This window comes from Pseudopedobacter sp. (assembly GCF_040392825.1).
Taxonomy (GTDB): domain Bacteria; phylum Bacteroidota; class Bacteroidia; order Sphingobacteriales; family Sphingobacteriaceae; genus Pseudopedobacter.
Window position 1 is genome coordinate 1 of sequence record NZ_JBEBVH010000207.1, and the last position, 7,203, is coordinate 7,203.

The 7,203-nt window shown below is 34.3% G+C and carries 3 protein-coding genes and 1 pseudogene; 3 read left to right on the forward strand and 1 reads right to left on the reverse strand.

Annotation, left to right across the window (positions count from 1 at the left end):
* Positions 1-77 precede the first annotated feature (77 nt).
* Together ABWO41_RS13520 and ABWO41_RS13525 are read left to right on the forward strand one after the other, a co-directional pair.
* Positions 78-2,213, forward strand: coding sequence for a transglycosylase domain-containing protein (locus ABWO41_RS13520; protein ID WP_353138959.1), 2,136 nt, complete (start codon positions 78-80; stop codon positions 2,211-2,213).
* A gap of 93 nt (positions 2,214-2,306) precedes the next feature.
* Positions 2,307-4,088 carry a glycoside hydrolase family 15 protein gene (locus ABWO41_RS13525; protein ID WP_353138962.1) on the forward strand — a complete coding sequence of 594 codons (1,782 nt, stop codon included), beginning with the start codon at positions 2,307-2,309 and terminating at the stop codon, positions 4,086-4,088.
* 66 nt (positions 4,089-4,154) lie between these two features.
* On the opposite strand, the pseudogene ABWO41_RS13530 reads toward ABWO41_RS13525, so the two are convergent.
* Positions 4,155-6,365, reverse strand: a pseudogene (locus ABWO41_RS13530) (bifunctional alpha,alpha-trehalose-phosphate synthase (UDP-forming)/trehalose-phosphatase).
* 117 nt (positions 6,366-6,482) lie between these two features.
* On the opposite strand from ABWO41_RS13530, the gene ABWO41_RS13535 reads away from it, so the two are divergent.
* Positions 6,483-7,121 carry an NAD(P)H-dependent oxidoreductase gene (locus ABWO41_RS13535; RefSeq protein WP_353138965.1) on the forward strand — a complete coding sequence of 213 codons (639 nt, stop codon included), beginning with the start codon at positions 6,483-6,485 and terminating at the stop codon, positions 7,119-7,121.
* Positions 7,122-7,203: the final 82 nt, after the last annotated feature.

Below are 7,203 nucleotides of genomic sequence, written 5' to 3' on the forward strand. Positions count from 1 at the left end.
AAATTTGCGTTTAGGTCTTGTTTTTGAGATATATTGGTTGATTTAAAAAGTTTTATAATACTTTTCGGCAATATTTTATGAGAAAATTTTTTAGCAAAACGGGTTTAAGAAAATTAAAAAAACCAGCGGTAATCGCCGTTTGTATAGTTATGGGTCTGTTTATCTGTCTGGGAACCTATGCCTTTTTAAAAAGGGAAGTTCTGCTAAACAGAGCTGTAAGTAAAGCTGTTGACCTTGCTAAATCTAAATATAATTTAAATGTAAATTTTGGAAATTATGGCTTTAGTGGTATTTCTGCAGTCAATTTTAAGAGAGTAAGTGTAGTTCCACAGGATAGAGATTCTCTAGCTAAAATCAAAGATCTAACCATAAAAATAAAATTATTTCCACTAATCTTTGGTAAAATCAAAATTGCCGAATTTTATTTAAACAATGGGATCATCAGTTTAACTAAGAAAGACAGTATCAGTAATTACGATTTCCTGTTCAAGAGAGATTCTACTAAAAAATCTGATAATAATGGCGAAGTCGATTTTGCAGATTTGGCTAACAGGTTAGTACATCAGGTATTGGATAAAATACCTGAAGATATGAAAATTCAAAACTTTAAAATTACTTATACCAGCGATACATCTCATGTAAGTGTTTTTACGCCATTAGCCGAAATTGTCGATAAGGAATTAACTTCTAAAATAGAAATTAACAATAAAGCGGCTGTCTGGCATATTAATGGCTTTGTAGATCCTTCAAACGAAAGAATAGACCTTAAGCTTTTTGCCGATAAAAATAAAGTTGAGCTTCCTATTTTTGAAGAGAAATATGGCTTAAAACTTAATTTTGACACCGTTAGCACTGTTCTAAAAAGTGTAAAGAAACACGGAAAGGTTTTAGATATAGAAGGAAATTGGTCTATAAAAAACCTTTTAATAAATCACCCCAGGATTTCTTTAGATGATGTTATAGTTCCGGATGCCAGTGTAGATGCCAAATTTATTATCGGCAAGAATTTTTTTTCCATAGATAGTACGACAACTGTAAAAGCGGGCCAGGCAAAATTTAACCCGTATCTGAAAATCACTATGGAAAAACCGCATAAAACTTATGCGTTAAAATTAAACATACCACAACAAAAAGCACAATATATCTTAGATGCATTTCCAATTGGTTTATTCGAATCTTTGGAAGGTTTAAAAGTCTCGGGAGATATTGGTTATTATTTTGATTTTTATTTTGACACCAGCCTACCGGATAGTGTTATTCTGAATTCTTCCTTAAGCCCAAGTAAAGATTTCCGAATTATACAATATGGAAAAACTAATCTGCAAAAGATAAACGGGCCTTTTGTTTATACGCCATATGAACGAGGAAAACCGGTAAGAGATATTTTAGTTTCGGATGCCAACCCGAATTTTGTTCGCCTAAATGACATTTCGCCTAACCTCAAAAATGCTTTATTAACTGCAGAAGACCCTTCTTTCTTCTCTCATAAAGGTTTTGTCGAGAAATCCATTAAGCAGTCTATAGTTACAAATTTTAAAGCAAAATCCTTTAAACGGGGTGGAAGTACTATTTCTATGCAATTGGTCAAAAATATCTTTCTTAACCGAAATAAAACTATAGCCAGAAAGGTAGAGGAAATGCTGATCGTCTGGTTGATAGAAAACCAAAAGCTAAGTACAAAATCAAGAATGTTTGAAGTTTATCTGAACATTATAGAGTGGGGAAGAAATGTTTATGGAATTAAAGAAGCTGCAAATTACTATTTTGCAAAGCATCCTGCAGATCTTTCGGTAGGCGAAAGCATTTATCTGGCCAGTATTGTGCCTAAACCTAAATCATCACTATATGCATGGCAAAGTGACGGTTCCCTAAAACCTTATTTACATGGCTATTTTAATCTTATTGGAAAATTGATGGCGATAAAAGGCTATGTACAACGAGATTCCAGTGCATATGGGTTTTATGGCGTTAGATTACGTGAAAGCCTGAGACAGCAAATTGCCCCTACAGATACTTTAAGCACCGATAGTTTAAATGAGGATTCAGAAGAAGATATTTTTAAATTCTTCAATATTAAGAGAGATTCTGTTACAGAAGCATCTCTTAAGCTCAAGGAAATTTTTGGTGGTAAAAAAGATACAGCAGAGAAATCTGCCAAGGAATTAAGACGCGAAAGGCGCCAGAAAAGGCGAGAGGAAAAGGCTCGGGAATAGGGCTAGAATTTGTAAATTCATTTTTATTAAAACTATTTCCTGTGTCATGTTTTTATAGTAGATAGGTTAACTGTTTATTATTAAAAACAATTTATGGAAAGACACATCTATCCAACAGGGATAATCGGAAACTGCTCTTACATCGCTCACGTACATCAAAACACGGATATTTCATGGCTCTGTTGGCCTCAGTTTGACAGTTCATTTGTATTTGGTTCCTTACTCGATACAGAAAAAGGCGGGGAATTTTCTATTCTTCCTTCGCATAAATATGTAAGCAATCAGTTCTATCTAGAAAACACCAATATTCTTTGTACAGAAATAACTACCAAGCAAGGGAAATATAGAGTTACAGATTTCGCTCCTCGTTTCCAGCAATTTGAAAGATTTTTTAAACCGCTAATGCTGGTTAGAAAAATAGAGCCTTTGGAAGGTTTTCCCAGAATTAAAATAAAATGCAATCCTGTATACGATTATGGTAAAGTAAAATTAGAAAAACAAAGAGGAAGCAATCATATTGAATACATAGGGGCAGATGAAAAAATACGTTTGTCCAGTAACGTATCTCTATCTTATATTTTGGAAGAAAGCTATTTCGTGTTAGACACTACAAAATATTTGGTCTTTACCTACGGAAAACCTTTGGAAGCTCCAATAGAAACCACTTGTGAAAGCTTTCTTAGTAAAACAAAATTCTACTGGAGAACATGGATTAAACATTCGTCGATAGGAGAATTTTATCAGGAATATGTTATTCGTTCTGCATTGGCATTAAAGATCCACCAATTTGAAGATACCGGAGCAATTATTGCCGCCAGTACGACCAGTTTGCCCGAACACCCGGGGAGTGGTAGAAACTGGGATTACAGATATTGCTGGCTTCGGGATACCTATTATGTAATTAGTGCCTTAAATTACATTGGTCATTTTGAAGAAACAGAGCATTACTTTGATTATGTTACTAATATCTCTTTTGATCATGGCTGGCGCTATCATCCTCTTTACAGTATTACCAGAGCTGATAACCTAACAGAAAAAATTGCGGATCACCTTCTGGGATATCTGGGAAATTCTCCGGTTAGAATTGGCAATCAGGCCTATGAACATATTCAAAATGATATATACGGACAAGCATTAATTTCCTTACTCCCGCTTTATTGCGATCATCGTTTTATTTTTTCGGAAAGAAAAGATTCTGCTCAACTTGTTGAGTTTGCTTTGGGAAAAATAGAGCGTACTATAGACGAAACAGATGCAGGCATATGGGAATTTAGAAACCAGGCTTATATACATTGTTACAGTAATCTATTCCAATGGGCTGGTTGTAACGCTGCCGCAAAAATTGCCCGAACAATTAACAATACCGAACTGGAAGAACGAGCCATTTCATTAATGAAAAGAGCCGCAACACATATAGAAAACTGTTACGACCCTGTTAGAGAGGTTTACACACATGCTGTGGGAAGCCCTCATTTAGATGCCAGTACATTACAGCTTATTATGATGAATTATTTAGACCCAAATTCAGAAAGAGCCAAAAAGCATCTAATAGCTTTAGAAAAAGAGCTAAAAACACCAAACGGGTTATTTTACAGATATTTGCATGCAGATGATTTTGGAAAACCAAAATCAACTTTCCTGATTTGTGCATTCTGGTATGTGGAGGCTTTAGCTTGTGTAGGACGTATTGACGACGCAATTGAACAATTCGAAAAATTAATGACCTACTTTAATCATCTAAAACTATTCAGTGAGGATATTGATGAATCTACGGGAAGCCAATGGGGTAATTTTCCTCAGGCATACAGCCACGTGGGATTAATGAATGCCGCTCATAGAATTTCTATTAAGCTTAACAGACCTTTATATTTATAATTTCTAAAATTCATTTAACAAAAAAGACGCAATTTATTTTGCGTCTTTTTTGTTGGTAGAAAGGTATTATTCTGATAAATTATCAAGTAATGTTCTGGCTTCCTCAACATTTTTCAGATAATAATTAGCCGAAGTAAATTTAGATCCAACTTTTACCGTAATTGCAGGAGCAGGTAAACTCGTAAAAATATCCTCATCTGTATTGTCATCGCCTATTGCCAATATAAAATCGAAGTTTTTATTTGCCAGATACGCTAATGTTGCTTTTCCCTTATTAATATCTGCACTTTTTACTTCCAGAACCTTATTTCCCGGCAAAATTTGCAATCCGGTTTCTCTGGTTAAATAACTTAGATTATTTTCTAATTCCGCAGCTCTTAATTTTCCTAGTTCAACATCTACTTTTCGATAATGCCAGGCTAAGGAGAAATTTTTTTCCTCTATAAAAGAACCCGGTGTTCTATCGGAATAGGAGTCTAACATTGGTCTTACAATTTCCTTCCAAAGATTGGATAATCCAGGAATACTCTGTTCCCAAACTCCTTCTTCCTTATCTTTTGTCCACGCACCATGTTCGGCAATTAAGTCTAATGATAAATGACCGAACCATTTTTCCAAAGTTTCCTTTTTCCTTCCACTGATTATAACGACTGTATTTCTTCCGTCGGCGATCAGTTTATTTAGAAGGGAATATAATTCCTCATCTGGAGATGCTTTATCTATTTCTGCTTTAAAACCAACCAACGTCCCGTCATAATCCAATATAAATAACCTGTTTTCCGCTACTTTCTTTTTCTCTGATATTTTGTTTAATGTATGTTGATTAATTATCCTAGTCTCGTTTTGCTTCTGCTCCAATTTTATCTGTTTAAGCTGGTTCATAAATATTTTTACCCAATGATAAATGTCAAACTTTTCAACTGTATTGCTTAATGCAGTCATTCTCTGCATTTGTTCTTCCTCAGACATTTGTAACGCCTGTAATATAGCCCTGTAAATTTCTCCGATATTATTCGGATTGATAATTAAAGCTTCGGCAAGTTCTTTCGAAGATCCTGCCATTTCACTTAGAATAAGTACGCCATCTTTCCTTTTTCTACTCGCGATATATTCCTTGCTAACCAAATTCATTCCATCTCGCATAGGCGTTACCAAACAAATGTCTGATCTGGAATAAATAGCAGACAGAGCCTCTATAGGAAATGATCTGTAGAAATACTGGATAGGATGCCAGTTATGTGTTCTAAACCGAGCATTTATACTACCAACAAGTTTATCTATTTCATCTCTAAGCTCTCGGTATTGCGGAATAGTATCCCGTGAAGGTACAACAATCATGTACAGAGAAATTTTTCCAATATATTCTGGATGTCTGGTAAGAATCATTTCCAAAGCCTCTATCCTCTGTACAATTCCTTTGCTATAATCCAATCTGTCTATAGATAAAATAACCTTTAATCCTTCAAAAGTTTCTACGTATTCCTGATAATATTTTTCTACGATAGGGCATTTTGTAAGTGTTTTATACTTTTTAGCGTCTATTCCCATAGGAAAAGCATCTATAACAACTTCTCTTCCTTTTTTTAATAATTTGTTTGCCGTTCCCTGAACGTGTAGTAACCTGTTACAAGAACTAATAAAATGTCTCACATCGTCATAGGTATGGAATCCCAATAAGTCGGCTCCAAGCATTCCTCTTAAAATCTCATCTCTCCATGGAATTAATCTAAAAATATCGAAAGAAGTGAAGGTGATATGCTAAAAAAAGCCTATAGATACATCTTGTATTTCATCTCTAATCAGCTTTGGAAGTAGTAAAAGTTGATAATCATGAATCCAGACAGTATCTCCTGGTTTAATATTTTCGATAATTGCATCTTTGAACTTCTCATTTACAGCTCTATAATAATCCCAATATTTTTGCTCAAATTGCGCATATGTGGCCATGTAGTGAAATGTAGGCCAAAGCACTTCATTTGAAAATCCTTCATAATAATTCTGAATCTCTTCTTCGTTTAAAAAAACAGGATACAGGTTTTCCTTTTGTAGAGAAGTCTTAATTTCTTGCTTCTTGTGGTCACTCCTGACATCTAAGCCAGGCCACCCGATCCAAATATTGTTGTCTTGCTTATAAATAGATCCCAATCCGGTGGCTAGTCCTCCTTCGCTATCTGTTAAAACCAATTTTCCATCTTCTTCTGTAATTTTAATAGGTAATCTGTTTGAAATAATAATTGTCTTGCACATATATAGATGAATGTTAATGAAGTGTGCCATTCTATAAGCAAAAACGGCTCCAAACTTCTCTATGCTTATTATCAAGTCATTGTAAAAAATAAATACTATTTATAAAATAGATGTTTAAACATCTATTTTTGTTAAAAATTTATTCTCATGATACATCAAGAAATTTTAAATAAACTGAATTGGAGATACGCCACAAAAAAATATGACGTATCAAAAAAATTGACAAAAGAAGAGTTGAATGGCTTATTACAAGCTATCCAGTTAAGTCCAAGCTCTTACGGAATCCAACCATATAAGGTTCTGGTAATTACTAATCCAGAGATTAGAGAAAAATTGAAAGCTGCTGGTTACGGACAACCACAAATTACAGATGCTTCTCATTTGTTTGTTTTTACAACATATAATAATTTTGATGCCTCCCACATAGATGAATATGCGCAAAATATAGTAGAAACAAGGGGTGTAAATCTGGAAGATATCGATGCCTTTGTTGCTCTGATGAAAAGCGTTGTTAGCTCCAGAAATACAGAGGAATTAAAGGTTTGGAATAGTAAACAAGCATACATTGCTTTAGGGGTTCTATTGGAAACCGCAGCACTTTTGGGTTTAGATACAAGTCCAATGGAAGGTTTCGATTCGTCTAAATTTGATGAAATATTAAATCTAAAGAATCAAAATCTAACGTCTGTTGTAATTGCAGCAGTAGGTCACAGGTCATCGGAAGATGAATACCAACATTACAAAAAAGTAAGAAAGCAAAAAGAAAATCTGTTTATAGAAATATAAGCAGAAACAAAAAAGGAGAACCAGTAAGTTCTCCTTTTTTGTTGTTTCAAAATAAAGTAAAGTTTATTCTGCAGAAGTTGCT

Excerpts from the sequence above, each read along its gene's own strand:
- ABWO41_RS13520 (WP_353138959.1), top strand. The coding sequence starts at position 78 with ATGAGAAAATTTTTTAGCAAAACGGGTTTAAGAAAATTAAAAAAACCA.
- ABWO41_RS13525 (WP_353138962.1), top strand. The coding sequence starts at position 2,307 with ATGGAAAGACACATCTATCCAACAGGGATAATCGGAAACTGCTCTTAC.
- ABWO41_RS13535 (WP_353138965.1), top strand. The coding sequence starts at position 6,483 with ATGATACATCAAGAAATTTTAAATAAACTGAATTGGAGATACGCCACA.